Annotated in this window: 29 protein-coding genes and 1 riboswitch; of the genes, 2 read left to right on the top strand and 27 right to left on the bottom strand. The window is 49.5% G+C overall.

Annotation, left to right across the window (positions count from 1 at the left end):
- Positions 1-198: 198 nt before the first annotated feature.
- The 15 genes from fin to KJS57_RS23375 form a co-directional block, all read right to left on the bottom strand.
- Positions 199-429 (bottom strand): anti-sigma-F factor Fin, encoded by a 231-nt coding sequence (gene fin / locus KJS57_RS23445; RefSeq protein WP_211025431.1) that lies wholly within the window; start codon positions 427-429, stop codon positions 199-201.
- Positions 430-515: 86 nt separating this feature from the next.
- Positions 516-1076, bottom strand: a complete 561-nt coding sequence (pth, locus tag KJS57_RS23440; protein WP_211025429.1) for an aminoacyl-tRNA hydrolase — start codon at positions 1074-1076, stop codon at positions 516-518.
- A 637-nt stretch (positions 1077-1713) separates the two neighbouring features.
- The gene (locus KJS57_RS23435) at positions 1714-2667 is read right to left on the bottom strand and encodes a ribose-phosphate diphosphokinase (RefSeq protein ID WP_211025425.1); all 954 of its coding nucleotides are present in this window, start codon (positions 2665-2667) and stop codon (positions 1714-1716) included.
- 160 nt (positions 2668-2827) lie between these two features.
- Complete coding sequence (glmU, locus tag KJS57_RS23430) at positions 2828-4237, bottom strand: bifunctional UDP-N-acetylglucosamine diphosphorylase/glucosamine-1-phosphate N-acetyltransferase GlmU (protein ID WP_213656531.1); 1410 nt, start codon at positions 4235-4237, stop codon at positions 2828-2830.
- Positions 4238-4360: 123 nt separating this feature from the next.
- Entirely contained in the window at positions 4361-4645 is a 285-nt protein-coding gene (gene spoVG, locus KJS57_RS23425; RefSeq protein WP_055105386.1) for a septation regulator SpoVG, read from the bottom strand.
- Between the two features lie 182 nt (positions 4646-4827).
- A complete protein-coding gene (gene purR, locus KJS57_RS23420) occupies positions 4828-5658 on the bottom strand; it encodes a pur operon repressor (RefSeq protein ID WP_211025422.1) in 831 nt (276 codons plus the stop codon).
- 118 nt (positions 5659-5776) lie between these two features.
- Positions 5777-6631: a 4-(cytidine 5'-diphospho)-2-C-methyl-D-erythritol kinase gene (ispE, locus tag KJS57_RS23415; protein WP_211025420.1), complete on the bottom strand. Its 855-nt coding sequence runs from the start codon at positions 6629-6631 to the stop codon at positions 5777-5779.
- Positions 6632-6830: 199 nt separating this feature from the next.
- Positions 6831-7010, bottom strand: coding sequence for a small, acid-soluble spore protein, alpha/beta type (locus KJS57_RS23410; protein ID WP_211025417.1), 180 nt, complete (start codon positions 7008-7010; stop codon positions 6831-6833).
- Between the two features lie 182 nt (positions 7011-7192).
- On the bottom strand, positions 7193-7468 hold the full coding sequence (gene veg / locus KJS57_RS23405) for a biofilm formation stimulator Veg (protein WP_114498803.1): 276 nt from the start codon (positions 7466-7468) through the stop codon (positions 7193-7195).
- Positions 7469-7612: 144 nt separating this feature from the next.
- A complete protein-coding gene (yabG, locus tag KJS57_RS23400) occupies positions 7613-8509 on the bottom strand; it encodes a sporulation peptidase YabG (RefSeq protein WP_244861687.1) in 897 nt (298 codons plus the stop codon).
- A 56-nt stretch (positions 8510-8565) separates the two neighbouring features.
- Complete coding sequence (gene rsmA, locus KJS57_RS23395) at positions 8566-9450, bottom strand: 16S rRNA (adenine(1518)-N(6)/adenine(1519)-N(6))-dimethyltransferase RsmA (protein ID WP_211025413.1); 885 nt, start codon at positions 9448-9450, stop codon at positions 8566-8568.
- A 3-nt stretch (positions 9451-9453) separates the two neighbouring features.
- The gene (gene rnmV, locus KJS57_RS23390; RefSeq protein WP_213656530.1) at positions 9454-10020 is read right to left on the bottom strand and encodes a ribonuclease M5; all 567 of its coding nucleotides are present in this window, start codon (positions 10018-10020) and stop codon (positions 9454-9456) included.
- A gap of 132 nt (positions 10021-10152) precedes the next feature.
- The gene (locus KJS57_RS23385; RefSeq protein ID WP_211025501.1) at positions 10153-11289 is read right to left on the bottom strand and encodes a resuscitation-promoting factor; all 1137 of its coding nucleotides are present in this window, start codon (positions 11287-11289) and stop codon (positions 10153-10155) included.
- 261 nt (positions 11290-11550) lie between these two features.
- A riboswitch (cyclic di-AMP (ydaO/yuaA leader) is annotated at positions 11551-11759 on the bottom strand.
- Between the two features lie 215 nt (positions 11760-11974).
- Positions 11975-12745 (bottom strand): TatD family hydrolase, encoded by a 771-nt coding sequence (locus KJS57_RS23380; protein WP_213656529.1) that lies wholly within the window; start codon positions 12743-12745, stop codon positions 11975-11977.
- Positions 12746-12769: 24 nt separating this feature from the next.
- Entirely contained in the window at positions 12770-14059 is a 1290-nt protein-coding gene (locus KJS57_RS23375) for an HD domain-containing protein (RefSeq protein WP_211025405.1), read from the bottom strand.
- 323 nt (positions 14060-14382) lie between these two features.
- Between KJS57_RS23375 and KJS57_RS23370 the strand changes: the two genes are divergently transcribed.
- The gene (locus KJS57_RS23370) at positions 14383-14637 is read left to right on the top strand and encodes an AbrB/MazE/SpoVT family DNA-binding domain-containing protein (RefSeq protein ID WP_009226360.1); all 255 of its coding nucleotides are present in this window, start codon (positions 14383-14385) and stop codon (positions 14635-14637) included.
- Positions 14638-14835: 198 nt separating this feature from the next.
- Here KJS57_RS23370 and rsmI read toward each other — a convergent pair whose 3' ends face one another.
- From rsmI to KJS57_RS23320, 10 genes are all read right to left on the bottom strand, one after another.
- Positions 14836-15723, bottom strand: a complete 888-nt coding sequence (gene rsmI / locus KJS57_RS23365; RefSeq protein ID WP_213656528.1) for a 16S rRNA (cytidine(1402)-2'-O)-methyltransferase — start codon at positions 15721-15723, stop codon at positions 14836-14838.
- Positions 15720-16478 (bottom strand): tRNA1(Val) (adenine(37)-N6)-methyltransferase, encoded by a 759-nt coding sequence (locus KJS57_RS23360; protein ID WP_213656527.1) that lies wholly within the window; start codon positions 16476-16478, stop codon positions 15720-15722. The genes rsmI and KJS57_RS23360 overlap by 4 nt, the downstream gene beginning before the upstream one ends.
- Before the next feature lie 102 nt (positions 16479-16580).
- The gene (locus KJS57_RS23355) at positions 16581-16952 is read right to left on the bottom strand and encodes an initiation-control protein YabA (RefSeq protein WP_211025398.1); all 372 of its coding nucleotides are present in this window, start codon (positions 16950-16952) and stop codon (positions 16581-16583) included.
- 46 nt (positions 16953-16998) lie between these two features.
- On the bottom strand, positions 16999-17799 hold the full coding sequence (locus KJS57_RS23350; RefSeq protein ID WP_211025396.1) for a PSP1 domain-containing protein: 801 nt from the start codon (positions 17797-17799) through the stop codon (positions 16999-17001).
- Between the two features lie 115 nt (positions 17800-17914).
- A complete protein-coding gene (gene holB / locus KJS57_RS23345; protein WP_211025394.1) occupies positions 17915-18889 on the bottom strand; it encodes a DNA polymerase III subunit delta' in 975 nt (324 codons plus the stop codon).
- Between the two features lie 75 nt (positions 18890-18964).
- Positions 18965-19408, bottom strand: coding sequence for a YaaR family protein (locus tag KJS57_RS23340; RefSeq protein WP_211025499.1), 444 nt, complete (start codon positions 19406-19408; stop codon positions 18965-18967).
- Between the two features lie 50 nt (positions 19409-19458).
- Complete coding sequence (darA, locus tag KJS57_RS23335; protein WP_211025392.1) at positions 19459-19788, bottom strand: cyclic di-AMP receptor DarA; 330 nt, start codon at positions 19786-19788, stop codon at positions 19459-19461.
- Positions 19789-19861: 73 nt separating this feature from the next.
- Positions 19862-20506: a dTMP kinase gene (tmk, locus tag KJS57_RS23330; protein WP_244861686.1), complete on the bottom strand. Its 645-nt coding sequence runs from the start codon at positions 20504-20506 to the stop codon at positions 19862-19864.
- Between the two features lie 2 nt (positions 20507-20508).
- Positions 20509-22071, bottom strand: coding sequence for an aminotransferase class I/II-fold pyridoxal phosphate-dependent enzyme (locus KJS57_RS23325; protein WP_244861684.1), 1563 nt, complete (start codon positions 22069-22071; stop codon positions 20509-20511).
- Between the two features lie 127 nt (positions 22072-22198).
- On the bottom strand, positions 22199-22384 hold the full coding sequence (locus tag KJS57_RS23320) for a sigma factor G inhibitor Gin (protein WP_211025386.1): 186 nt from the start codon (positions 22382-22384) through the stop codon (positions 22199-22201).
- A gap of 225 nt (positions 22385-22609) precedes the next feature.
- Here KJS57_RS23320 and KJS57_RS23315 point away from each other — a divergent pair, with 225 nt between their 5' ends.
- Positions 22610-23134: a hypothetical protein gene (locus KJS57_RS23315; protein ID WP_213656524.1), complete on the top strand. Its 525-nt coding sequence runs from the start codon at positions 22610-22612 to the stop codon at positions 23132-23134.
- Between the two features lie 166 nt (positions 23135-23300).
- Here KJS57_RS23315 and KJS57_RS23310 read toward each other — a convergent pair whose 3' ends face one another.
- Both KJS57_RS23310 and KJS57_RS23305 read right to left on the bottom strand, forming a co-directional pair.
- Positions 23301-23726: a hypothetical protein gene (locus KJS57_RS23310; protein ID WP_211025383.1), complete on the bottom strand. Its 426-nt coding sequence runs from the start codon at positions 23724-23726 to the stop codon at positions 23301-23303.
- Positions 23727-23948: 222 nt separating this feature from the next.
- On the bottom strand, positions 23949-25094 hold the full coding sequence (locus KJS57_RS23305) for a PdaC/SigV domain-containing protein (RefSeq protein WP_213656523.1): 1146 nt from the start codon (positions 25092-25094) through the stop codon (positions 23949-23951).
- Between the last annotated feature and the right edge of the window lie 948 nt (positions 25095-26042).

Below are 26042 nucleotides of genomic sequence, written 5' to 3'. Positions count from 1 at the left end.
CTTATTTCTTATTGCGATATTCCTGCAAGATATTAGTAACATCTTATTATCTACCCGCGGGAGCGGTTACTAAGTCATGTCATAAGAGGCATATTACTCCCCCGGCGGCCAAGATTGCAGTTCCTTGCGAAGTCAACCAAAAAGGAGCCTCAGCAACCGTGCCAAGGCTCTGTATTCCGTTATCCGGTATAGGTGCAGTCATTGCAAAGGATTCGAAATCAGGGACAACTCCGGATTATTCTCCAGAGCTTCCTTACAGTAATCGCAGGTCACCCGGACCGTCATTTCACCATTCGAATCATACGCTATTATATCCTGCCGCTCTTCGGGGGTCAAGAAATGGAAACCCAGTTGGGATTCGGATACATAAGGCGTTTCTATTCTACCAATGGACGTTCGGCAGTGCCGGCAAACATAGTTTATTGCCATCTATATGCCTCCTGAAGAATCAATATAACCTTCAGTATGCCCTGTATCTCCCTCTTTTAGCCGGATGCGGCTCTCCGAATTTCCAATTACCCGTTGAATTTGGCCATCGTTTGCTCAAAAGTATGATCCAGACTGTACTCCAATGCGTCGCAAGCCGCCTCTATCGACTGCTGCAACAGCGGGGCCTCCTTCTTGGCAAACGTCGAAAGCACGTAGTCCACAACCGCGAATCCCGGCTCCGGCCGCGAAATGCCCATCCGGATCCGATTGAAGGACTGCGTTCCCGTATGCTGTATGATCGATTTAATGCCGTTGTGACCGCCCGCGCTGCCTTGATACCGCAGCCGGTTGCGCCCGATTTCCGTATCCAGGTCATCGTAAACGACGATCATGTCTTCAAGGGGAACCTTATAATAATCCATAAAGGCGCGAACCGCCTCCCCGGATAAATTCATATATGTCATCGGCTTAATGAGCGCTACCTTGCCGCCCGGCAACACGCCTTCCCCAATCAACGCCTTGCATTTGCTTTGTTTGATCGCGATGCCGTGTCTGCGAGCCAGCTCGTCCAACGCCATGAATCCGATGTTATGCCTTGTCTTCTCATACTTGGCCCCCGGATTGCCGAGGCCTACGATCCATTTCATTTTGAATCCTCCGTCTACAAAATATAAGTTTGGTCTGCTCCAAATTTCCTCTCTGTTCCACATACACCAGACAAATAAGTTCTTCCCTGATGATCCCAGCGCATCCCGAAGGGACAGCGGCCATAGCACAACCGTGCATACCCCGCATTTTTCGCACAACCCCAAGCGCATCCCAAAGGGACAGCGCCTCTTTGCACAAAGTGGCTCTCTCCCTCCAGAAGTCGCTCCCCAGCCCCGCAGGTGCGCCAACGTAGAGCGTACCCCAAAGGGGAGACAAGCGGCTCATTCCGCCAAAGCCCCCCGGGTGCATCCGAAAGCAGCAGTGCCTCCAACAACCAGGTAGCCCGGGTGCGCCAAAAGTAAGACGTACCCGAAGGGGGAAAAGCGTGCCTCGCACCCAACCCCAGCGCATCCCCGAAGGGGACAGCGGCAAAGGAGCGCCTCATTATCTCCCACGTTCCTCCTGTTTGCGGGTGATCCCCTAGGGCAGCAGGCCCTCGGGGGGCCCTCCCTTACGGTAAGGGAGGATTTGGGAGGGTTGAGCCACGGTTTGGGAGGGTTGAGCCATGATACGAACTTAGGGGTTGCCCTCCTTTATAGAAGGTGCAACCCCTGTTATGCAGTAGGACTGAAACTCTTATTCGATCTCAAACAGCTTGCTGATCGACAATTCTTCGTGAACCCGGATGATGGCTTCACCCATCAGCGGAGCAACGGACAACACTTTCAGCTTGCTGGTCGGATTCGGATGCGTAATCGGAATAGTATCCGTAACAATAACTTCCTTCAGCGGAGAGTTTTCCAGGCGTTCCATCGCCGGACCTGAAAGCACGGGATGCGTACAGCATGCATATACTTCCTCGACGCCGCCTTCCTTGAGGGCGTTGGCGCCAAGTACGATCGTGCCGGCCGTATCGATGATATCATCGACGAGAATCGCGGTTTTTCCTTCGATATTCCCGATGATGTTCATGACCTCGCTCACGTTCGGCTCTGGACGGCGCTTGTCGATAATCGCCAGCGGGGCATTCAAAAAGTCAGCGAGTTTACGGGCACGGACAACTCCGCCATGGTCCGGGGATACGACAACCGGATTCGGAATATGCTTCGAACGGAAGTATTGGGCCAAAATCGGTACGCCGAGCATATGGTCCACCGGAATATCGAAAAAGCCTTGAATTTGCATGGCATGCAAATCCATCGTGATGACGCGGTGAGCGCCGGCTTTTTCGATCAGGTTGGCAACCAGCTTGGCAGTAATCGGGTCACGCGAACGTGCCTTACGATCTTGGCGAGCATAGCCGTAATAAGGAATTACGACGTTAATGCTCTTGGCCGAAGCCCGTTTCAAAGCATCCACCATAACGAGGAGCTCCATCAGATTGTCGTTTACCGGCGCACAAGTGGACTGAACAATGTACACATGGCAGCCGCGAACGCTCTCGGACAGCTTGACTTGAATTTCGCCGTCACTGAAGCTCATCGTTTCCGAGTCTCCCATCGGAATTCCGATATAATCGGCTATTTGGTTAGCCAACTTGGGATTAGAGTTACAAGTGAATATCTTCAGTTTAGAATCACAATAAGTCATAAATTTTAATACCCTCCGTGCTGTGTAGATAGATTAACTATCCCGTCATTGAAATGTCACTGCATCCTGATCCGCTAAAAGCTGTTCCTACTGTCTATCTCTTTAAGAAGTTGTCCAAAAAGTCATCTTTTTGAACATGCACTTTACCATGAACTTAAGTTCAACCTTTTGTTTCCTGTTCCCTTTGTTTCTTCGCCTTAGCACGAGCGCGAAGCTTGTCCGCGTATCCCGGCTTGTTCTCCTGGCGGTTTCGGGCGATTGCCAAATCATTATCCGGTACGGAATGCGTGATCGTCGATCCCGCGACGACATAAGCGCCATCGCCGATCTTCACCGGAGCAATTAAATTGACATTGCTTCCGATAAACGCGTCATCGCCGATTTCGGTAATAGACTTATTATAACCATCGTAGTTGACGGTTATCGCACCGCAGCCGATATTGACGTTTTTACCCACTTTGGCGTCACCGATATAACTTAAATGTGAAACTTTGGAGCCATCGTCAAGCGTAGCGTTCTTGATCTCCACGAAATCGCCTACCTTGACATGCTCGCCCAGCTTAGTGCCTGGACGCAAATAAGCGAAAGGTCCAACCGTCGTTTCTTTGCCTACTTCCGCTTGGCACAATACCGACTGCTTTACCTTTGCGCCATCATGAATCCGGCTGTCTTCAATTTCCACGGCAGGTCCGATTACGCAATCTTCACCGATTACGGTGTGGCCGGAAAGGGTGGAACCCGGATAAATCACGGTATCCGCTCCGATCGTTACGTCGGCCCCGATATAGGTGGAGCTTGGATCGATGATCGTAACCCCGCCGAGCATATGACGCCGGTTAATGCGCTGACGCATGAAGCCTTCCGCTTCGGATAATGCCAAACGGTCGTTGACTCCGATGGACTCGGCATAATCCCCGGTCATATAGCCCTCGACGACTTCTCCTTCGGAAACTAGAATTCCGATGACATCCGTCAAATAGTATTCTTGCTGCGCATTGCTGTTTGTGACTTTCTCCAGCGCCGCGAATAATTTCGCATTATCAAAACAATAAGTTCCGGTGTTGATCTCCTTCACGGCATCTTCTTCCGGCGAGCAATCCTTCTGCTCGACGATCCTTACGACGGAACCGTTTTCGGTGTCCCGAATGACCCGTCCGTAACCTTGAGGACGATCCATAGAAGCCGTTAATACGGTAGCTGCCGCTCCTTTTTGGCTATGAAGGTCAAGCATGGCTTGCAGTGTCTCCTCCGTCACAAGCGGAGTATCCCCGCAGATGACGATCGTCGTTCCTTCCTCCTGCCCCAGCAGATCCCCGGCTTGCCTAACTGCATGACCGGTTCCCAACTGCTGCTCTTGCAACACATATTCCGCATTATTTCCCAGATAAGACTTGACCGCTTCTGCGCCGTGACCTACAACCACGATGCTGCGCTCACATTGGACTTTCTTAACCGTGTCCAGGACATGCCCGACCATCGGTTTGCCGCACACAGGATGGAGCACTTTATAGAGCTTGGACTTCATGCGCTTCCCCTGACCTGCGGCAAGAACAATCGCAAATCTTTTCAAGGCCCCGGCCTCCTTCTCTTGAACTCATTACTGAATATATCTCATTTAAGACAAAAAGAAAAGAGAGCCATGTTACATGGCTCCCTTTTCTCGAACCCCAATTGGTTGAGACAAAACTGAGACTTAAGCCCCTTCTTCAATCACTTCTTCTTGCTCGGCAGCACGTTCGTACTCCGCCAGGACTGCGGCTTGGATCTTCTCGCGTGTACCCGAAGAGATCGGATGCGCAATGTCCCGGAATTCCCCGTCAGGAGTACGCTTGCTCGGCATAGCCACGAACATTCCATTATTTCCGTCGATTACGCGAATGTCATGAACAACAAATTCGTTATCGATGGTAATGGATGCGATCGCTTTCATTCTGCCTTCAGAGCTGACTCGGCGGAGTCTTACATCCGTAATTTGCATATGTGTTCACCACCTTTTTCCATCAGAGACTTGGTGTAATATTCCACATAGCTAACGGAAATCCTTTTTTTTTAATGAACAAAATGACCTAAATTCAGGAATTTTTTTGAACAGATGGGCTTTTCGACACGTTTCGTCGTAAATTCCAATGGTTTTACAGAGAATCGACAAGGTCTACGGTTCTATTTTCTGGTAAAATAATTGCCCGGTTCCACCGAAATTTCTTTTCCCTTGGGATCCACTGCTCTAAGCGTTGCCAAAGACACGTAATCCTGGAGAAGCCGCTGTTCCGATTCTACCTCGCCCGATTCCACGAGCACACCGACTCCGGCGACCTCGGCATCAAACTCCGCCAGCAGATCAACCATTCCTTGAATCGTTCCGCCTGCCTTCATGAAGTCATCCACGATCAATACCTTTGACTTCTCCTTCATTGCCCGGCGCGACAAGGTCATTGTATGCAAGCTCTTATGCGAACCCGACACATAGTTGATGCTGACCGCCGACCCTTCCGTAACCTGATGGTCCCTGCGTACAAGGACGACCGGCAAGTTCAGCTCCGCCCCGGTGGCATAGGCCAGCGGAATCCCTTTGGTCTCCACCGTCATGACGCAATCGATATCGCGTCCGGCAAAGGCCGTTGCAAACAGCTTACCCGCTTCGTTCATCAACCCCGGCAATCCCAGGAGATCGGACATGTACAAATAACCGCCGGGTAAGATTCGGTTCGGTTCCGACAGCTTCTCGCACAACTGCTCCACAAAATGCAGGGCTTGCTCCCGGCCCATCATCGGAATGTATTTCACCCCGCCGGCCGCGCCGGCCAAGGTATGCAGCTCCCCGGTGCCTTCGCCTTCGAAAACTTCTTTTATAATCGCTAAATCCTCGCTGATCGAGGACTTGGCAGCTCCATATCGCTGCGCAAAAGTGGTGAGCGGTATCAGCTGATGCGGACGGTCCAATAGATATTGCGTCATTTCCACTAATCGAGCGCTTCTTTTCAATTTTTTCACGAAGTACCCCTCGCTAAATCCGAATATTTTATAGAAAATATACCATTTTTGTACGTCTCTGTTCAAGCTTATTCCCCATAACCCGCAAAACAGGCCGACCTCACCCGGGGTGATCCGGTCAGGTCAATAGCCGTACGGCATAAACTTCTTTGCAGAATCCGCGCAGCCCATTATAAATCCTTGGAACCTTCGATTCCTTGGATACCAGTCCAAATACGGTCGGGCCGCTGCCGGACATAAGCACACCATCGGCTCCGAGCCGGATCATCGTTTCCTTCAGATGGGCAACTTCCGGATGAATTTGAAGCGTAACATCCTCCAGCACATTTCCAAGCTCCCCGCAGACTTCCGTAAAAGATCCGTTCTCCAAAGCCTGCTGCATCTTTACAGCGGAGGGATGTACTTGGATTTCTTCGCTTCTCAGCCGTCCATAAATCTCGGAGGTTGACACATTAATCGGCAGCTTGGCGAGAATGACCCAGCATTGGGGCGGACTTTTCAGCGGTGTCAGCTTCTCTCCACGCCCTGTTGCCAGCGCCGTTCCCCCGGTAACACAAAACGGCACGTCGGAGCCGAGTTCAGCTCCAAGCTCCATCAATTCGGCATCCGGGATACCCAGTCTCCATAGCCGGTTCAGGCCCCGCAGCGTGGCTGCCGCATCGCTGCTGCCTCCGGCCAGGCCGGCCGCTACCGGGATCTTCTTGTCCAAATGAATATATACGCCGCTGCGAACGTCATAACGTTCCTTAATCAGCTTGGCGGCCTGGAAAGCCAGGTTCTTCTCATCCAGCGGGATATACCCCGCCTGGCTTGAGATGATAATCGTATCCCGCGGGAGAGCGCTCATTTCCAGCCGGTCGGCCAGATCCACCATCGTCATGATCATTTCCACTTCATGATAGCCATCCGGCCTCTTATGTAGAACATCGAGCATCAAATTAATTTTAGCCGGCGCTTTTTCATAAATTTTCAAGACGCTCACCCACCTTCAGTTTCCGTAAAATTCTACCCGTCTTAACTTTTAACTTACATATTATAAAAAAAACTCCGGTCTTCGTCTATGCACGGAAGACATTCTATGCTGTTACTTTCCTCTATCTTACTTGATCTCGGAACAAAAACAAACAGGCTCCTCCGCTTAACGGAGAAGCCTGTTTATGTGCTTTCAAGCGCTATGGTTCCCTTGATGCGGCCCGCTCGGCGAGTTCAATGGCTCTTTTCACCATGTTTCCTGCATCCTTGGCTTTAATCCCGCCCCAGCCTTCTTGCTGAACGGTATCATAAAACCCGAGATCCTTCGCCAACTCGACCTTTAAGTTCTCAGACATGACGCTGCGCCTTCTGCGTGACATGTGCCATTCCCCCTTTAAGAAGTCATGGATATAGAACATCCCTAGTATGCGTCGTTCTTCAACGTTCATACGCCGGTAAAATATGTCCACCCTGCGCGCACGCCGCATCTGAAAATTCCCCCAAAAATAAAAACCGGCCCTGCGTATGAACGCAAAGGCCGTTTACTGCATCGTTATGATGTTCACGGTTTAATATACGACAGCCGCATTTCGTTGTTATCGTCACAAACCATGACTTCAACGGATTCGGTAAGTATATCGGCATAACTGTAAGACACACGCTTAAAGGTCTGCTGTTCTTCATCCAGCTTCACGATAAAGACCGAAGGATAGGTCTCCTCCAATACACCGGTGCGTTCGACGGTCTTTCGGCGACCTCCGTTTGCACGCAGCATAATCTTCTGTCCAACGTGAGCGTCGAGACTGTGTTTAATTTCTGACAGCGCATTTTTAGCCATTGCCTGTGACCACCTTCCTTCTTTGTCCATTATACAAGAAAGGGAGTCACCTGTCAAGTCGAAACAGATTATTATATCAGCAGAAAAAAACGGTTGTCAACGATTTTTTTTCGACACTTTTCTCGAGCCCACTAAAATGTGAAATTACATCGAAGGAATGACCTTTAAAGCGGATAAATCCATGAGTTTCGGCAAGCCGATCCGGTAGCTTCCCCGGGTTTCGATTCCCCCTACGCCCTGAGTTCCGCTGACCGTATGACTAAGGACATCCGTTATGTGGATCGTTTCGCGTATGGACGTCAAAGACGCCTTGGCGGCGATATAGACCGGGTCCAGGGCGTGAATCAGCACGCGGGCCGGGGAGCTTGCGAAATTGGCCCCCGCCTGCAGCAAGGCTTCAAAATGCGATTGGCAAGCACCTGCGACGATGGTAAGGGCATCAAAATTCCGCTCATACTTCCGAGCGGTCTGAATCGCCTCCACAAAGTGCTTCGAGTTTTTATAGCTGGATAAGTTGTATAAGTCGGTTGTGGGGCGATTCTTCAGAACCCCGTCATGACCTGTCAGCACGACGATGTCGGGCTGAATGCTTGGAAGTAGGCGGTAAAGGGCATTAGCCATAGAGGATTCCGTGACAAAGTAACCATGCGCGGGTACGCGCAATTTCTCGTAGAGGTCAAGGCTCTTCTTTAAATAACGCTCATCCCCGTCCAAGTGAAGCACCTTGCCCGGTACCTCGAAAAATGAAGGTTCTCCCGGAGGGAACCATTCCCGTCCCAAAGTGGACTGGTTTCGTTCTGTCAGTTCCAGGCGGTCTTTAGTCAGCTGCTGCAGCGATTCGGTAGCCTTGATCCGGGCTCGCTGCGTTTTTTCGCCCGGCGTGTTCGGGCTAACCCCGACCAGATCGGTCAAGGGAGCATCGGCCAGCAGCCGGAACTCCGTTCCTTTGATGATGGCCTGCTCCCGCACTATTTTTTCAATACGAAAGGTAACGTCCCCTCCGTACGATTTACGGACGACCAAGTCTCCCAATTTCGTCAAATCAATCACCTCTAACTCCATCCTATGGGCGAATGAGGGGATTGGTTACAGCTCTACTATTTTAATCCTGCAGCCAACAGCGTATTGCTAAGGTTCGCAAACTCCTGCAAATCCAGCGTTTCAGCGCGTCGGGAAGGCTCAATGCCAGCTTCGCCGAGCAGGGACTCCAGCCTCTCCCGTCCTTCCCCAGGGAAAAAACGGCTCTTAAGATTGTTGGAAATCGTCTTACGTCTTTGAGCAAAGGACGCCTGAACTACCTCAAAGAAAAAGGCCTCATCCTCCACGGATACCGGCGGCGTGCTGCGTACCTTCAAACGAATAACAGCCGACTCCACATTTGGCTGCGGGATAAATACACTATGAGGCACTGTGCAGACAAGCTCAGGCTCACTGTAATATTGAACCGCAATGCTAAGGCTTCCGTATGCCTTGCCTCCCGGAGAGGCAGCCATGCGCTCCGCCACTTCCTTCTGGATCATGACCACGATGTTCTCCAACGGAAGCTTGGCCTCCAGCAGATTCATCAAAATCGGGGTCGTAACGTAGTATGGCAAATTGGCCACCACGCTGACGCCGTTACAGCCGCTAAATTCGTTTGCAAACAGCTCTTGCAGATCCAGCTTCAGCACGTCCCCATGGATCACATGGACCTGCGGATAAGGCTCCAGCACCTCTTTCAGGATCGGCAGAAGCCTTTGGTCGATTTCCACCGCAGTTACGCGCCCTGCCGTCTGAGCGAGCTTCTCGGTCAATGCTCCGATACCCGGTCCGATTTCCAATGCTCCCTTGGACTCGTCCAGGCCGGCCGCGCCCACAATCTTGCCCAGTATATTTTGATCGATCAGAAAGTTCTGACCGAGGCTCTTCTTAAATGAAAAACCGTGCCTCTGAATAATTTCCTTCGTCCGGCGCGGTGTAGATACATCTTCTCTCATGGTCATCGGTTATTCGCCTCTTTCATTCTCTTTCTCCAACTCCGCCAGTGCAGCCGCAAATTCCTCCCGGCTAATCCGGAAGATAGCCAGCCGCTTATAAAACTGTTTGCCGTTGCAATACCCTATTCCCAGCCGTTCCGCCATAAAGCGCCGCCGGGCGGCAGCCTCGGGATGTACGATCAGTCCGGCGCCGATCAAATCCTCCCAGTCGATTTGATCCTGCGCTTCTTCCGACGCTCCTACGACCTCGCTCCGGACGCGGGAGAGCGCCTCACGGATCGCTTCCGGCGAAGCATTCTCCACACCGATGTCATCGCCCTTCGTCGCATCCGCCTCCCGCAAGAAAGCGTGCTTGCAGCCCGGCACCCGGTTCGCTACGATTTTGCGGATTCGCTCCCCCGCGTGGTCCGGATCCGTGAAGATGATAATCCCGCGGCGTTCCATCGCGAGCGCGATTTTGCGTAACGTCGCCTCATTGATCGCGGATCCCCCGGTCTCAATGGTGTCGGCTTCAACGGCCCGTTTCACCGCCACGGTATCGTCGCGGCCTTCCACCACAATGACCTCCTTAATCATGTTGCCCCATACCTTTCCGCAATAAAATGGTTGTATTACAACAAAAAGAAGAGGAATTCATCCTCTTCTTATCCGTGTCTTATTCATCATCCTAATAGTATATCATTCCCTGAGCAAAGTAAACGCGCCCGGTTAGTTCAACTCCGGCTTGGTCGGACCGATTACATACACCGTCCGGCCCTTTTTCCGTCCGAAGTTTTTCGCGGATTTCAGGGAGTCGTAATAAACGTCCATCTTGTTGCCTTTGATGGCACCGCCGGTATCTTCGGCCTTACGGAAGCCGATGCCTTCGATATAAACCCACCAGCCCAAAGGAACGACGCTCTTATCGACCGCGATCGTTCTTCCTTCCGTGACTCGGGTACCGGAAGCCGTCTTCGTACCGATCCCGTCTTCTTCGGCGGAATAAGCGGTCAAAGTTACGTTCTTAAGTACTTTTTTATATTTAAACGAGACGCCGCCTTTCGTCGTAAGCCCGCTGATATTCACCGCGTTCGAAGTGCGGGAAATGCTGGCGGACGCAACGGCTGTCGGTTTCTTCGTGCCTACGGCGACTACCTTCGGCGAAGCTGCTTTTTCAACTTCTTTGCCGAGCCATTGCTTTGACACGAATTTTCCGTCCTCATATACCTTTTCGATGTTGTGGACGACTACACCTTCGCTTCCCGGGGCCACTACTTTAGTTTTCCCTTTAAGCAAAGTATTGTCCGATGTTTTCACGACGGTAAAAGGTACGCTTTCTTTGGTCTGTACCTTATGTTTGGTGACACGGACGATTTTAATATCTAAATTCGCCGACACCTTACTGGTCAAAGCCGGAGTGATTTTATCCTCCTGCCCCATAGTAACGCCGAGCTCTTCAATCGTTTCCTGCACACTGTCCTTGGTTGTAAAATGCACTTTGCTCGTGCCGTCCACACTCACGTTTACCGGAACCGCGCGTACAATGACAATCCGGTTGCCATCTTGGATGGAGCTAGCGAGCGGCCGCGATACCGCGTCCTCGGGACCCAACACAATGGACTGTTCTTCCAGTACTTGATTGACCAGCGAATGACGGGTTTCGATTTTTTGACTTTGCCCGTCAACAACCAAGTAAATCTTTTTATTGTTCTGGCTGTAAGACCAAATCAGGATGATGAGTACTACCGCGATGGCCAACAATCCGATAACCGAAATTTGACGTAAATGTTCTTGTTTCCACCGCATTGCGTAAGACATGCTGGATGAGCGCGATTCATGGGATTCCTTTTTGCGGAAAAAGCCCATTTCTTCCGTCCTCCTTACATAGTCCCGCCGTCTAGGTCGATTCATGATACATATGACGTGACTACAATTCATTTTTACGAAATGCACTTTGAATGAGCTGCACTTCGCATCCTGCCCCAGTCTGCCCGGCACCGTCACCTCCTGTTTAACACAGTATGATGACCCTATTACTTTTATTCAAAAACAAAAGAAGCCCAAAGAAAGAGTAAGAGGCTCTCTTTCGTGGCTTCCGAATGTCTTGGTGTAATAGGATGCACGAGTTTGCCCTCTCAATGTACGCTTACGAGGTTAGCTGTCGGGTTAGGACGCGAGAGTGCCGCCCTTCCTCAGTTCATTCGCTCATGGCGCAATGACCTTGAATTCACCCCAATGACCCAAAAAGAAATCAATTACGATCTGGCCGGGCCTTCCCGGCGTGTCGTACTTGGTTCCCCCGTTCCCCACAAGTGGAGATTAAGCGAGACTGGTTCATGGAACCATGTAACCGGAATCGCCAACTGCAAATGAGCGACCCCAAATCGATTACTGAAAAGATTCTATCCTGTTTCGATGCATGTTGTAAAGGACGAATCAACAACGTTTATTTTAATAAATGGTTAAAAAAATGTAATAATCTCTTGCTAATTAGTTAAAAAGCATTAATCTTTCGCGATTGCTTCTTTTTTCACCGCTTTTGCTCCCGATTTCACAGAATTCCAAATCGTTCCAGCGCATTTCGGGTGGTAATTTCGGCGATTTCTTCGAGAGATACCCCTTTTAACTCGGCAGCAGCCTCGGCGACCAAACGGACGTGTCCGGACTCATTCCTTTTCCCACGAAAAGGGTGTGGTGTTAAATAAGGGGAGTCCGTTTCGATCAATAATCGGTCCATTGGAGTCTTCGCCAACACCTCTTTGGGCTGCTTTGCATTTTTAAACGTGATCGGTCCGCCAAACGACAAATGGAATCCCAAATCCAGACACATTTTGGCAATTTCCCAGCTTCCCGAATAGGAATGCATGACGCCGCCGATCTCGTTTGCCTTCTCTTCCCGCAGAATGCGGACGACATCTTCATGAGCTTCCCGGTTATGGATACAAATCGGCATTTTCAACTCGCGGGCGAGGCGAATTTGCTTCCGAAAAACCTCATGCTGCACGTCTTTTGGTGAGGTATCCCAGTAATAATCGAGTCCGATTTCGCCGATCGCCACAACCTTCTCATGTTTGCAGAGTTCTGCAATCCAGTCCAAATCCTCTTCCTTCATCGTAATCGCATCCTGCGGGTGCCAGCCGACCGCCGCATAAATGAAATCATACGACTCCGCCAGCTTCATCGTAGTCGGAATGGTCTCGCGGTTAAAACCGATATTGATCATCCGCGTTACCCCTTGTTCCAATGCGCGATGAATCGCTTCCTCACGGTCGCCGTCGAATTGCGGCGCATCCATATGCGTATGCGTATCAAATAACTCCATGCTGTTACCTCCTTAGGTGTATTCTTATGTGGTTTGCTTAAATATTTCGTGAATATGCTCCGGAAGCCGTTCGATAACCGGCGCAATTTTATTATCGGGATAGTACAAATGATATTTCCCCCGGTGCAGTCCGCTTATGGAACGCACAATGTCCGAAACCTCGGAGATTTCCCGGATCTGCTCCTGCCGGTCCAATAGAAGGATGTGCTTGTCCCTAAATTCCCCGTCCGGACGAAACACATCATAAGGCAGATCGGTCGGAAAATCAATTTCCAGATCGTAATCCGGATTGAGCCCCACGTCCTTGAATGCGACGCGGATGTCGTCGATCATTTCCAGATCTAACGATTCCACTTCTACATATTTATACAACTTTCTATCTAAAAATCGAGAACACAGCTCGCTCAGCAGTCCATCGGATTCTCTCTTCCACTGCATAAAGGCAGTCTGCACCAAAGCTTCGTCAAGCAGGAGGTACTCCTGCACGGTCAGATCCCGTTTGAACAATCCCGGTAATGGATCCGGCAAGAACGCAAATTGATGCCCACTCTCGTGAAGCTCCTTAGCCCTGCGGAAAATCTGCCGCAGAATAATTTCCGAACTCCGGGTAACCGGGTGAAAATAAACCTGCCAGTACATTTGGTACCTGGACATCAGGTAATCCTCAACCGCATGCATACCCGACTCCTTGACCACAATCCGGCCTTGGAACGGCCTAAGCATTCTGAGAATCCGGTCCATATCGATCGTTCCGTAATTGACTCCTGTAAAATAGGCATCCCGCAGCAGATAATCCATACGGTCTGCATCAAGCGGGCTGGATACCAAATTTACCACGATCGGGTGCTCATAATCCTTGCGGATAACGGCCGCCACTTTATCCGGAAAATCCTCTCCCAGCCGCCGCAGCACCTCCCCGACCTCCGTATCGCCGAGCACGATTTTACAAGTCCAATCTTCATGATGCATTTGAAACGCCTGCTCAATCGAATGGGAGAACGGGCCGTGCCCCAAATCGTGAAGTAATGCCGCACAGAGGGTGACAAGTCTTTCTTCCTTCGGCCAATCGGCATAGTCGGCACGTTCGAACTGAGAAATAATCCGCCGCGTAATTTCATAAACGCCTAATGAATGAGAAAACCGGCTGTGTTCTGCCCCATGAAAAGTCAGATACGAAGTGCCGAGCTGCCGAATCCGCCGCAGCCTCTGAAATTCGGACGTATTGATGAGCGCCCAAATGATTTCATCCTGTACATGCACGTAATTATGAACCGGATCCTTAAATACCTTTTCTTCCCGAAGCTGATTATTCATACCAAGGTCCCCTTTCCCTTATCTCAAAAAAAGATTTTGAAAAATAAAGAGAGTTTGTGACTGATATCGTAGGTTTATGTCGAATATTGTCGAATAATATCTTATTAGGAACTTCCAAAATGTCGAAAGCCAAAAACCACGTTTATACCGAGAAATCGCGAATTTAATGCCCCGTTTAATAATTAAAATTAGAAATAAAAATGAACTCTACCATAAATAGGTTGACTGTTTTGGCAATGGTTGGTATTATAAATATCATAAAAGATAGAAGTTTGTCGAATAATGACACTTTTAAACTATAGCGAGAGGGGCTATCATCGGTTATGATGAAATCAACAGGTATTGTAAGAAAAGTAGACGAATTGGGACGGGTAGTTATTCCTATTGAATTGCGCCGTACGCTCGGTATTGGCGAAAAGGATGCCCTCGAAATTTATGTCGATGGTGAACGCATCATGTTGAAAAAATATGAGCCTGCCTGCATCTTCTGCGGCAACGCAGAGAACGTTACTTACTTCAAAGGCAAAATTGTTTGCCATGAATGTATCACAGAGCTTCCTACCCCTGTGACAAATTAAGATTTATAGTATATAATAGTTTTATTGAAAACTGTTAATTCTAACCTTTTTCATATCTCCTTGGCGCCTTCCAGGCTTGAACCCAGCCTGTGAAGGCCCCTTTTTTTATTTTCCCGCCAAAAAATTCTATTTCCTTCTATTATAATACGAATATTTTCGTACTTATCCTAACATCCATTTCAAGTTCATCTAATAGAGTTACAAAAGCTCTTTGTAAATATCCCGTTTGGAAACGCCCCGATCTCCTGCGGCTTTCTTCATGGCCTCCTTCCGTGGAAGCCCCTCTTGCTCCTCATAATGACGAACATGCTCTTCTACCGATAAAGGCTGCCACCAGGCATCTTTTCGTTCCTTAACCTCTTCCGGGTGTGCCCCTGCAACAACGATACAATACTCTCCAAGCGGCGGATGTTCCTCCAGCCACGATATGGACTCGCTCAGAAGGCCCCTGGCCATTTCTTCATAACGCTTAGTTAATTCTCGTGCCAACACGACTTTGCGGTCTCCCCATGCCTTGAACATGGACTCCAGCGTTTTAATGACCCGGTGAGGTGATTCATAGAACAGCATCGTGCTTTCCTCATCCTGCAGCGAGTTAAGCAGGTTATCCCTATCCTTATGATCCCGCGGCAAAAATCCGATAAATTGAAATCGCTCGGTTGGCAGCCCGGACACGATCAGAGCCGACAAGGCGGCGTTAGCTCCCGGTATTGGAATGACCGAAATCCCCTTCTCCACCGCCAGTTTCACGAGGTCACTGCCGGGGTCGGAGATGGCCGGCAAACCGGCATCACTGACCAGGGCCAAATTTTTTCCTTCTATTATAAAGCGTATCAATTCCGGCCCGCTCGCCGCCTTGTTATGCTCGTGATAACTGAGCAATTTGCCCGGTGAAATTTCGAAGTGAGTCAGCAGCTTACGGGTCTGACGTGTGTCCTCCGCCGCAATAATATCCGCTTCCTGCAGCGTACGTACTGCCCGGTATGTCATATCCTCCAAATTTCCGATCGGAGTGGCGACCAGGTACAATTTCCCGAACCCTTCGCTTGAACGTTCATCGAAACTTTTTTGAATGCTTATGCTCATGCTCTTCCCTCTTTTGATCCATAGTAGATATTCATAATCTCCGGACAATATTCGCCTTGCTTGTCATAAACAATTAGCGGCGGCAGTACCCGCATATCCGGCTTGCCGTCACGGAGCGCTTCAATCAGCACCATATTAGCTTCTGCTTCTTGCCGTGGATGGACAAAACGAATCAACTTCGGCTCCAGCCGGTATTGGCGGAATACGGTCAGGATTTCTCCCAGCCGCTGCGGTTTATGCACCATCGTTACTTTGCCTCCCGGGCGCACCAGCCGCATCGAAGCGGAGATAACCTCCTCCAAAGTACAATGGACCTCATGCCGGGCTATCGCCTGATGGGCATTGATCTTTACATCCCCGCCGGTGAGCGGCATATAGGGAGGATTTACCGTAATCGCGTCATAAACGCCATGTCCTGTCTCTTTGACCAGCTCCCGCAAATCGCCTTCACGAATCGTGATTTGATCCCCGAGCCCGTTCATTTCCACACTGCGCCGCGCCATATCCGCAAGCCGGGGCTGAATTTCGATGCCTTCGATCTTTGCCTTCGTGCGGGTAGATAACAGGAGCGGAATCACTCCGTTGCCGGTACAAAGATCAAGGATCTTTCCGTGATTTGGAACCCGAGCGAAACGGGCCAGTAAAACGGCATCCATCGAGAAGCTGAATACTTCCTCGCTCTGGATAATGCCCAGCTCATGGGTCAGCAAATCATCGACCCGCTCTTGTTCATGAATTGCGACTTGATTCTTCAACTTTAATCTTCCGTTCTTTTATAAGTTATATAAGTTACTCGAACTAATTTAGCCAATTTGCAAATTTCTAAAAAAAACCGTAGGAAACATCCCTACGGTTCGTTATTTATTCAAAAAAGATAAGCAGAACAGGCAATCGCCTTCCGTTCGCAAATGTCCATAATAGACATTGCAAATGTGGAAACCTTCATGATACAGACGCGCCAGATTGTCATATCCTTCACCGACGATATCGATGGCTTCGTTCCCCTCCAACAGCAAAGGAGCGGGCTGAACTGGGGATAAAGCAGGCATTGTGCCTTCTCCGCCTTCCCCCTTCAATATTTTGCGCATCTTCTCGTTCTCCAGGCGAAGCTGCTGATTTTCCTCGAGCAGCCTCTTGACCTCCAGCATTAGCGTGCTAAATTGGCCGTGAACCTTTCCCATTTGTGTTTCCAGCGCTTGCATGTGATTGAAAACATCTTTGTTCTCCAAGTTCCCACCCCAGAGTCATTCATTCTCTAAAGTCTTTCTTGAAATTCTATTTTACAACGACATCGTCCAGCGGAAGCTCCTTGACTTTGCCAATCTCAAACAATTGCACATGAACGGTACGCGACCCGGCGTTAAGACCAACGACTTTCCCGTCTCCCAATGAGGTGACGACCATCTTGCCTACCGATGGAAGTTCTTCCTTCACGCTTTCGTAATTATCATGCTCAAATTTCAAGCAGCACATTAAGCGGCCGCAAAGTCCGGAAATTTTGGTCGGATTAAGCGATAAGCTCTGATCCTTCGCCATCTTGATGGACACCGGCTCAAAGTCCCCGAGCCAGGAAGAGCAGCAGAGCACCCGTCCGCAAGGACCGATTCCTCCGAGCATCTTGGCTTCATCCCTGACGCCGATTTGCCGAAGTTCAATCCGTGTCCGGAAAATACTCGCCAAATCCTTAACCAGTTCGCGGAAATCGACCCGGCCTTCCGCGGTAAAGTAAAAAATAATTTTGTTGCGGTCAAACGTAAACTCCACGTCGACCAACTTCATTTTTAAATCATGGTCTTTAATTTTATTTAAACATGTGGCAAATGCGTTTTTTGCCGCAAACTTGTTCTCCTCCACAACACGGGCGTCGGACTCGTCGGCGATACGGATCACCTTTTTCAGCGGGAGCACTACATCATTCTCCCCGACCTGCTTCTTGCCAACGACCACTTTACCGTATTCGATCCCGCGCGCCGTTTCGACAATAACGCTGTTGTCCTTCTCGACAGGAAGCTCCAACGGATCGAAGTAATATATTTTGCCCGCCTTTTTAAAACGGACGCCTACTACAGTGTACAAAAACTTACCCCCTTGTATACCTATAAAAACCTGTAACTCTTAAAAAAACCCATGTTCTTGCACGGGAGAAAGTTTATCTGTCCGGAGCCGGGGCACCGGCCTGAAGCATCTGCGTTTATCCGCCAATGCCGATCAGGAACTGTTCGAGACAGAGTTGGCCATTCATGTTCTGACGAAGCTTCTTCTTGCTCTCCGCCGCAAGCGCCATCGCGTCAATCCACTGTGCCGCACTGCGGGAGAAAGCATGTTTAACGATAAAATCCAGTGCATCTATGAAAACGATTTGATCATGTCTATGATATAGCGCATGGATCATGTCTTTGAACCACAAATGGAAAAGGTCAAACAGCATGTCCAAGTGCTCGCCCAGCCCAGCTTTGATTACGCTTTGCTGCGCTGTAACTAAAGGAGACCCGCCACGGCCAGCGGTTTCCTTCCCTAATTGTAACACTACGTTTCTAATTTCTGCAAACCAATTCTGACGCAATAATTCGCGGCAGGCCTCAAGTCCGGCAGCCACATGTACGGCAGGCCGGGATAATGCCACCGGGAACCCTTCGCCCGATAACATCTGCAGCATCCGTTCCGGGTCCAGGGGCAAAAACGGCACCAGCTGTGCCCTGGATTGAATAGTAGGCAGCAAGGCCCGTCCATTATCCGAAAGCAGAAGCGCCACCGCCGGGGATGGCGGTTCCTCTAGAAACTTCAGCAAACTATTCGCCGCTTGCACGGTCATTTTGTCCGCATGGTCAATAATGTATGCTTTCGGATTCCCGCTCTCCGAACGGTAAGAAAAAATTCGCTGCAGGTCGCGAATCTGATCAATTTTGATCGTAGCCCCGTCGGGCGCAATTTGATGCAGATCGGGATGGTTGCCGTGCAGCACTTTCCGGCATTCCAGGCATTCGCCGCAGGCATCGTCTCCCCCCTTTGTACAAAAGAGGGCTTGGACAAAAGCCATCGCCATTTCTTTCTGGCCGCTTCCCGGCGGACCGCTAAATATATAGGCATGAGATATGCGATTCTGGCGGAGGCCGCTCTGCAGTAACTGCTTCGCCGCCTCCTGACCTATAATTTCTTTAAAAGACATAATTCTTTTCTACCTTTCTTCCAAGACATATCTGCATATCCGGAAGAATGCCGCTCTTTCAAAAGCATTTCGGCTTTAGAAACATATATTGATCAGCATACCCCGGATTTCGCCGATTTTTTGCAGAAGATCGATCTTCCCCTGCTCCGTTTCCAACAGTTCATCAGCCATCGCAAGCAGGGCGGCATCGACCTCATCCAGCAATTTATAACGTTTGCCGCGCCCCCGGCGGTCCCAGCCCCGGGATTCCTTGATGCTGACTCCCTGACGGACGGTATCCTCCAGAAATCTTTTGACCAACAGGCGGTACGCCTTCAGTTCCCGGACAGTCATCGAACGGGCCAGCCGGTCCCCCTGAAGCTGAATCTCCTTAAATCTCCGATTCAATTCTTCTTTGGAGGCCTGTTCGCCATGCTGCTGCATGACATCGGAAAAGCTTTTTGCCTGAATCGGCTTGGCCGCATTTTCGTTTACCCCCAAACCGCTTTTCAGCGGTCTGTAACCCGGATCTATTTTCACAGCTATCACCGCCGCTCTTTCATAATCTTAGTATATGCATACAACACGTCTTAGAAATGTTCGAAGCGTTCAACCGGCAGAACGAATACGGTAGCTCCGCCAACTTGAACCTCTACCGGAAGCGGCAAATACGAATCGGTAGTTCCGCTCATCGGTGTCACCGGGGTCACCAGCTGTTCGCGAACCTTACAACTGTTACGGATCACATTCATGACGGATTCAACCTGGTTGTCGTCAACCCCGATCATAAACGTTGTGTTCCCTGCCCGCAGAAACCCTCCGGTACTGGCCAATTTCGTCGCCCTGAAGTTTTCCTTTACCAGTGCGCTGGACAAACGGTTGCTGTCTTTATCCTGTACGATCGCCACGATTAGTTTCATTTGCAGCCCCTCCTCGTTTCGTTATATTTGATCTACCTATAAAATTTTTAACCACTTTTATATAATTTGACGTTCACACCCCGAAATCCTTTAAATCCGCGGCCAATCGGTCTCTTATTAAGGCTGCTACCTCTTCTCGCGTTCCCGAGGCATCCACCGACCGGATTCGCTCCGGGTACATGGATTTAACGATTTCGTATCCTTCCTTTACTTTATAGTGAAAAGAAAGATCCTCCAAATCAAGGCGGTTGATTTCCCGCCCTTCTCCGGCGGCAATTCGCGAAAGCCCGACTTCCGGTTCGATATCCAAATAGTAGGTCAGGTCAGGGAAGCGTCCGGCTGTGGCAAACAGATTGATCGAAAGCACTTCATTAATGCCCAACCCCCGGGCATATCCCTGGTAAGCCAAACTGCTGTCGATAAAGCGGTCGCATAACACGGTAATTCCATTGGCCAAGGCGGGCTCCACCTTTTCCGCCAAATGCTGCGCCCTTGCCGCCGCATATAACAGCGCCTCGGTACGCCCGTCCATTTCCGTATGGGCCGGATTCAAGATAGTCTCGCGGATCTTCTCAGCAATCTTGATCCCTCCCGGCTCCCGGGTAGTGATATATGGAATTCCGTGTGCTTCTAATTCTTTCCCCAGTTCGTGGATGACCGATGTTTTTCCTGATCCTTCGCCACCTTCTAAGGTAATAAACAACCCTTTTCTCTTCACGTTCAATTCGTTCCCTGCTTTCTTTCCTTTGCTTTTGGTGCAATCTTTTTTATCACTTGTAGGGTCGACAATGTAACATCCGCAGCTCCCTGGCATTTGGCTTTGGCTTGTCGAAGTGCGATTAATTGCTTTAAGGTTTGCTCTCCGATCTCTTCGCCGGGATATAGCAGCGGTATTCCCGGGGGATAAGGAATTACCATCTCTCCCGCCAATCGTCCAGCACATTGCTCCAAAGGTAAAGTCTCCCTATCATTCGGCGAAAGAGGACGAAGTCCGAATGCCACGGGTGTCGAAACGGCTGCATTGTTCCACGTGGAAAACTCAAATGATGGCGGATTTTGAGGTTTCCTCTGCTCAGAAGTGGTATCTCGGGCTCGGGTTGCTTCTATCCGCTCCAGCGCTTGCAGCAGCCGGGTAACATCTTCTTCGGTAGTTGCCAGACTAAGCGCGAGAACTGTATAACGGTCATCGCTCATCTCAGGGACGCAGCCTTCCTCTTCCAGCTTCTCCTGAAGCTCATAACCGCTCCAGCGTCCGGTCCGGTCATACAGGATGGCTTTAAAGGGATCTTGTATAGCATATGCAGCACCTTCTCCGCGTGCGCCCGGTTCGAGGATCCCGAAGTTAGGATGAGCCTGCACGCCGAGCCGCAGCTTCTCAGCAGCCGCCAGGCCGCCTTCAAAATAGGCCTGTCCTCCGGACTGTATCTGGCTTCGGCTCAAATCGAGCGAAGCCATGATCGGGTAGGACGGGCTGGAGCTCTGCACCATCGCCAACCGTTGCCGGAGCAGGCCCCGGTCAAGCAGGCCGCCCTGCACGTGCAGCATCGCGCCCATGGTGAGCGCGGTCAGCATCTTGTGCGTGGACTGCACGACGCCGTCGGCGCCGGCCTGCAGGGCGCTCTCCGGCAGCGCCGGGTGCAGCCCATAGTGGGCGCCGTGCGCCTCGTCCACGAGCAGCGGCACGCCGCTCGCGCGGCAGAGCGCGGCCAGCGGCCGCAGCGATGACCCCATCCCGTAGTAATTCGGGTGCGTCACTAGCAGCCCTTTGGCGCCGGGGTACCGGCGCAGGGCTTCACGCACCGTCGCTTCCGACGGGATGGTCGCCAGGCCGCTGCCGGCGTCGTGCTGCGGCGCCAGAAACACCGCGTTCGCGTTCGCCAGCATTAATCCGTGAATGACGGATTTATGCACGTTCCGCTGCACCAGCAGAACATCGCCTGGAGCGGTGCACACGCTCAGGATCAATGCCAGGTTGCCGGCCGTGCTTCCGCCAACCAGAAAAAACGACTCCTCCGCGCCAAATGTTTCCGCCGCCAGCAGCTGCGCCTCGCGGATGACGCCCTCCGGATGGTGCAAATCGTCCGTGCCGGTAATCTCCGTCACGTCAAACTCCATGACCTGGCTCAATTCCTTCCCCAGGTCCCCTCCCCCATAGGACATGCCGTTCTTATGCCCCGGCACATGAAAAGAGGCGTCCTTCCGCTCCTTATATCGCAGCAAAGCCTCGTACAACGGAGCTTTGACGTTTATTTCATCATCCTTCTTGTCCTCACCAATACTCAATCTATATCCTGATCCTTCCGGGCTTGTTCTATTACGGGTCTTTCGCTTCATTGTAACGCTTTCTTGTCAAAGAGGGCAATATAAAAGGACCCGCCATTTCTTAGAACAGGTCCCTCACAATATGCTTTTATGCATTTTTCTCTACCCAAATTTGTCTCATACGATGAATAAAAAAATGATATTTTGCTTCTTGGACATCCGTGTGCACCATTTCCGCCTCACAAGCGTCACATATAAATTCGGATACAATATGAATACCTTCTGACTTCGGCTCTCCACAGATAATGCATGTATTTTCGGCAAGTTCATCCATTTACGATCCCACCTTGTTTGTTTTACTACCAGTATGGCGCATATTCTATTATTTTAAACCTTTTCATAGTGGTTTTCCTACTTTATATATATGCGCTTTCCTTACCTTCCGTGTTTGTACGGCGGCATCTTAAAAATTCTTTATTTTAACCGATATATAATTCAAGGTGTGCGTCGCTGCATGGAGCCCGCGCCTAAGTTAAGCCAAGGAGGAGTTCGTTCTCACATGCCTGCCGAGTCCGCGAATAATGCAACGTTTTATCATTATAAACTGCTCAAAAAAATCGTTCTTCCCAAGCCTCTTATCCGCAGCTTTCTTACGCTTCCTTTTATCTGGCTTGCCGCGGAGATGGTGTTTATCTCTTGGACTAGCATTTTCTTTTTCCTGCTGGCCATTCCGATCGTGCTTTGGATCCACTTTGTCATTTCCCGTTCCGTGCTTATTATTGCCAGCCACTCCTATCGCAAGCGTTGGAGCTTTACGAGACGGCTGCCTTGGATCGGATACTTACCGGATCAATTCGTTAGTTATTCCATATTCCGCCGGGTTCATCTGCATGCGGCTTGGATCGGATGCTGCATTATAGCGGTTCTAATCCCCTGGTCGCCCGTGTCCTTCACTATCTCTTTGATATTGTGGCATTTTTGGTTCCTTACCCCAAGGTTCTATATTCTAGCCGGATTAAGAAAGCAGCCTAAGACCGGAATGATCAAGTTTAATGAGCAGGATACCTCCTATTACATGCCTTAAGAGATTTCTACATATTAGCACCGATACCAGTTCACCTCTTCATATGCCATACTACTAAAAAAAGCCTGTCTCCCGCTCTAATGCAGGGAACAGGCTACTTGATCCTCATTCCAGAGGATTTCATTCGCTTGTGCTTGTCTTGGTCTTGCTGAAGCTAATCGTGAAACTACGGGCTCTCTAAGCCCTGGATGATTGCCTTCTCTTCCATTTTGGGAACCAGTACGGTAAAAGAGTTATCATGTATAGTCAACTGCACGACCAGCTTATCTTTTTTGTAAACCAGGGTCGTTCCTGTACTCTCCTCCGGATTCTCCGTCCAACCCCATTCCGTGATCGCCTTTTGGAAGGCATCAGGAACTCCATCGCTTTCCTTTAAACCGGGCAACGAATAATGCACATAATCCATCTTGGAGTTATTCATTGCTGTTTCCGTCCGTTTAGCTTCTTTAGGAATAGGGAAGCTCTTCTCTACCGCCGATCCGACAAACGTCGTCCAGGAAGGCTCGGAAGCAGCACAGCCTGCAATGACGAACATCATCATCAAGACCACCCCCATGAAGCACAAGGAATGTCGAATTCCCCTTAGCCGCATGATTATTCCTCCTTACCCAACCTATATTCTGACCGTATATCACTCATCGATGTCCATTCCCGATATAGAACGCGGATAGGTCAAATCACCTAAAAAGTATGCCACACTTCATTATAACGGTAGTCTATCTCCTGTCGGTAACAAAAAGGTTACATTCCTTTTGATAGGTTCTTAACTTTTATTGATCCATCCTACTGTTCTATTCCATTACATTAACTTGCCTTATTTGAACCGATCGAACGGACTGCTCCCCTTCGGTATAAGCTCGTTAAATGCGATTGAAAACTCCGGGAACCCTGCGGCATAAGGCGTATACTCATACAATTGGAAAAATACCTTTAGATTATCCGGCTCCAAATAAAAATCCGGTTGATCGCTCAGTTCTTTAAATCCGCCAAAATACCCAGGAAAATGGTCCAGCTTTGCGCTTAATTTGCTATTCAACTGCTTGGAGTAATTCTTATTTGCACCGAATAAATCATCCAAGCTCAGTAATTTCCCGTCTTTCAACGAAAAAGTATATCCCTTTCTCATGACCATGCCGTGTGCCCCGCCCAAATTTTCGTATTGCTCGGTCAAAAGGCTAAGTACTCCATTTTGGTTATACGTTACAATATAGGAGGATTCAAACGCGTACGGGTTGCTTTCGACCTCCTGACTCTCCCTCTCCTTCAACTGCTTCTCCATATTCTCACGGAATACATTGACGTCTTCTTTAATCCGGTTATTAATTGCAGTCTCCGCTTCCTTATTTTCATTTCCCTTTAATTGCGGATATTTGAGATGAATCGATGCTTGTTCAGAATCCTTATCATAACCTGAAGTAACAATGGTCACCTTGTTCTCCTGAGTCTTCTCTATCTTCAGAAGCTTCGCACTCGCATCCCATTTCCCCTGATAGCCTAAATAATTTTTTACCCATTGAAAAGGAATGTAGATTCTGCCGTTGATGTTTTTGGCTGCCGGTTCGCCAATATAATAGCTGTTTACGTAAGAAGTAATGCCGCCCTCATACTGAACTATATTCAATTGGCGGTATCCTTCTCCGACCGTGTATGTTTTGCTGACCGGATTATAATTGATTGGCAACTTGAGATCATCTCTTAAAAAAGCTACAGGAATCCAGGACCTCCCCTCAACTAGCATCCCGCGCAGCGAGGAAGTCTTCCCCTCGTATTGAAGCGTAACCGAGTTTTTAGCCGCTGCTGGCTTATTTACAATTGCAGTTAGACTTGGTGATGCACTTGCAGCTGCATTTACACTCGAGCTTGCACTTGCCACATATCCCAAACCCGCTGGCGCCCATGCTCCTCCACACAACAGTCCTATAGCTAAAAATGCAGCACCTAAATGTCTCTTATGATGCATATTTGTCCCTCCTGATCATGTCCAAACTGAGAACCATTCATCCATCAATGTGCATCCTCGCCCATGAAGTTATTTCATAACAAATCCTATTATAGTCAATTGTCGGCAGTAATAGTTTACATTCACCCTTACGATTTCTTCTTAATTTACCTTTTAAGTCTGACGTTTCCTTAACCTTTTTTAACCAATTATTCTAAGAAGGACCCTAGTGCCTATATACGTTTAGTTACAAAACAACTAGTTCCATTGATCGCCACGGCCTAACCTATCTCGCGTTGTCTGGTTTGTCTGGTTTGTCTGGTTTGCCTTGTTTGCCTTGTTTGCCTTGTCTAGGCCTGCTAGCCCTTTCCCTATGGACGTGTTAAACAGGCCCCACTAACTCACTGACGTATGGGGGCTCCTCCAAGCTCTAAGATACCTATAATCCTCCTAACGACCTGTTACAGCGCCTCTAAATGCAAGTCCTAATGTAGACTAGCTATAAACCAAATATAAAAGCCCCACCTCAACGGTGCTCTTTGGGTTTACACGGCGACTTCCTACTCCCCCAGGACCCTTCGGCCCAAATAGTCCCTGCAATAAGAGTTTTTGAGTTGCCCATGTAATCAGAGTATTTGAGTAACCCATTCAATCAGAGCTCTTGAGTTTAGCTTAGCGCCTTCCCCCTGCTTAATTAACTGTAATTCCTACATCTAATTTTACTCCATTAGCTTTCCGGGCTAAATTAACTGCAGAAACTACAGCAATTTCGGCCGATTTAAGCCATTCCGAGTTGAAAGCGCAGAATTAACTGTAGGTTTTACAGTTATTTGTCTCAAACCAGCTCATCTTGCGAAAATAACTGTAGGTTTTACAGCTATTATTTTTGAGATAGTCCTAAATAGCAAAAAAGCACCGCCGAGGTTATCGGCAGTGCTCTTCTTCATTTGCTTGGCGGCGTCCTACTCT

It is taken from the genome of Paenibacillus vini (genome assembly GCF_018403325.1).
GTDB classification, from domain to species: Bacteria; Bacillota; Bacilli; order Paenibacillales; family Paenibacillaceae; genus Fontibacillus; species Fontibacillus vini.
The sequence above is the reverse complement of the archived record's forward strand: the minus strand, read 5'-3'. Positions and strand labels throughout refer to the sequence as shown.

Excerpts from the sequence above, each read along its gene's own strand:
- rsmA (WP_211025413.1), bottom strand. The coding sequence starts at position 9,450 with ATGACCATGAGAGAAGATGTATCTACACCGCGCCGGACGAAGGAAATT.
- veg (WP_114498803.1), bottom strand. The coding sequence starts at position 7,468 with ATGGCTAAAAATGCGCTGTCAGAAATTAAACACAGTCTCGACGCTCAC.
- rnmV (WP_213656530.1), bottom strand. The coding sequence starts at position 10,020 with ATGATTAAGGAGGTCATTGTGGTGGAAGGCCGCGACGATACCGTGGCG.
- rsmI (WP_213656528.1), bottom strand. The coding sequence starts at position 15,723 with ATGAGCATAAGCATTCAAAAAAGTTTCGATGAACGTTCAAGCGAAGGG.
- fin (WP_211025431.1), bottom strand. The coding sequence starts at position 429 with ATGGCAATAAACTATGTTTGCCGGCACTGCCGAACGTCCATTGGTAGA.
- KJS57_RS23385 (WP_211025501.1), bottom strand. The coding sequence starts at position 11,289 with ATGGGCTTTTTCCGCAAAAAGGAATCCCATGAATCGCGCTCATCCAGC.
- KJS57_RS23370 (WP_009226360.1), top strand. The coding sequence starts at position 14,383 with ATGATGAAATCAACAGGTATTGTAAGAAAAGTAGACGAATTGGGACGG.
- KJS57_RS23305 (WP_213656523.1), bottom strand. The coding sequence starts at position 25,094 with ATGCATCATAAGAGACATTTAGGTGCTGCATTTTTAGCTATAGGACTG.
- KJS57_RS23315 (WP_213656524.1), top strand. The coding sequence starts at position 22,610 with ATGCCTGCCGAGTCCGCGAATAATGCAACGTTTTATCATTATAAACTG.
- KJS57_RS23410 (WP_211025417.1), bottom strand. The coding sequence starts at position 7,010 with ATGTCACGCAGAAGGCGCAGCGTCATGTCTGAGAACTTAAAGGTCGAG.
- KJS57_RS23320 (WP_211025386.1), bottom strand. The coding sequence starts at position 22,384 with ATGGATGAACTTGCCGAAAATACATGCATTATCTGTGGAGAGCCGAAG.
- KJS57_RS23380 (WP_213656529.1), bottom strand. The coding sequence starts at position 12,745 with ATGGAGTTATTTGATACGCATACGCATATGGATGCGCCGCAATTCGAC.
- holB (WP_211025394.1), bottom strand. The coding sequence starts at position 18,889 with ATGTCTTTTAAAGAAATTATAGGTCAGGAGGCGGCGAAGCAGTTACTG.
- darA (WP_211025392.1), bottom strand. The coding sequence starts at position 19,788 with ATGAAACTAATCGTGGCGATCGTACAGGATAAAGACAGCAACCGTTTG.
- pth (WP_211025429.1), bottom strand. The coding sequence starts at position 1,076 with ATGAAATGGATCGTAGGCCTCGGCAATCCGGGGGCCAAGTATGAGAAG.
- KJS57_RS23435 (WP_211025425.1), bottom strand. The coding sequence starts at position 2,667 with ATGACTTATTGTGATTCTAAACTGAAGATATTCACTTGTAACTCTAAT.
- KJS57_RS23375 (WP_211025405.1), bottom strand. The coding sequence starts at position 14,059 with ATGAATAATCAGCTTCGGGAAGAAAAGGTATTTAAGGATCCGGTTCAT.
- KJS57_RS23310 (WP_211025383.1), bottom strand. The coding sequence starts at position 23,726 with ATGCGGCTAAGGGGAATTCGACATTCCTTGTGCTTCATGGGGGTGGTC.
- spoVG (WP_055105386.1), bottom strand. The coding sequence starts at position 4,645 with ATGCAAATTACGGATGTAAGACTCCGCCGAGTCAGCTCTGAAGGCAGA.